Annotated in this window: 1 protein-coding gene and 1 pseudogene; both read right to left on the reverse strand. The window is 62.6% G+C overall.

The features are described from left to right. Positions 1 to 550, reverse strand: a pseudogene (locus V6C16_RS13745) (hypothetical protein); the annotation flags it as partial. Further along, on the reverse strand, positions 547 to 1196 hold a 650-nt coding region (gene cbiD, locus V6C16_RS13750; RefSeq protein WP_333543494.1), incomplete at its 5' end, for a cobalt-precorrin-5B (C(1))-methyltransferase CbiD. The gene cbiD and the pseudogene V6C16_RS13745, both read right to left, overlap by 4 nt.

The raw sequence follows: 1196 nt of genomic DNA on the forward strand, positions 1-1196 counted from the left end.
TGGGGCAAGGCTGCGCTGTGGTGGGTTCAAAAACAAAGCAGGATTGCAGGATTTCAGACATGGGCGGCCAGTCGTCCGGCGTGTCGGTTGCGGCTTGCTCCTGCGACGGCTGCTGCGCCACCTTGCGCCGTTTTTTCTCGGCCCTGGAGGGAGCGGCAATGCCTTTCGGTCCGTTTTTCGGTCCGTCCTGCAGTAGTGGGTCCGCAGACGCGGGATATACAGTGGAGGCGTTGCCCGCAGAAGAGGCGTCCCTGTCTGGCGAAGGCCGGTCATTGTCTGCCGGGGCATCTGGAGCAGCGTCGTGCTTCTCTTGGCCCGCATTGTGGGCGACAGCACCTTGACTGGAGGGCATCTGTGCTGCCGCGTCCGTGGGTGCGGAATCCGTGACCGCAGGGGATGCGTCATCTTCGGCCACGGAAAGCGCTTCGGGCGTACTGGAGGCATTGGGGGCGTCAGCCGCAAGCGCGTTCCGCTTTGTGGTCTGGCTCGCCTCTTCGCCTGGTGCGGGGGAGGACACGGCAATGCCGGGCAGTGCGACCTGATTTTTCATAATGCCAGTAATTCCCTGCCGTCGGTGTGGAAAAGATGCAGCCGCACGGGGTGGCCCGCGAAGTTTGCCGCCACTGCGGCGGCTTTGGCGGCTACCTGCCGTATAACGTCTGTTCCGGCCCTGTCTTGCAGGAGCAGTTCAAGGGCATGGGCGGCGGTGATGCAGTTTTTTACCTGCGCCGCGCAGCGTGCGCCGTACTGCTCACATACTCGGGCAAGGTCGGCCATGTCCAGGTTTGCGTGGCGGGCGTGGGTGTAGGCATGCCCCTGGGCCAGCTTGACCAGTTTGCCGAAAAAACAGCCCCACACAAGGGTGTCAAAATTTCCGGCTCCAGCAGCCTGCAAGGAAAAACCTGCAAAGTCAGCCACCTGAATAAAACACTGTTGCGGCATCTCCGGGTAGCGTTCCATCAGCAGGCGTTCGGAGCGTCTGCCCGTGGTCAGGGCAATGGAGCGGCAGCCTGTGGCCGCAGCCACGGCCAGGCCTTGCTGGATGGTGGCTTTCCAGGCTTTGTGGCTGAATGGGCGTACGGTGCCTTGTGTTCCCAGAATGGAAATGCCGCCCACAATGCCCAGGCGTGGGTTGAATGTCTGCCGGGACAGCCGCTCGCCTTCGGGAACGCTGATAATGACGCGCAGGAGCGGGC

Source organism: Desulfovibrio sp. 1188_IL3213 (assembly GCF_036763145.1).
Classification (GTDB): Bacteria; Desulfobacterota; Desulfovibrionia; order Desulfovibrionales; family Desulfovibrionaceae; genus Desulfovibrio.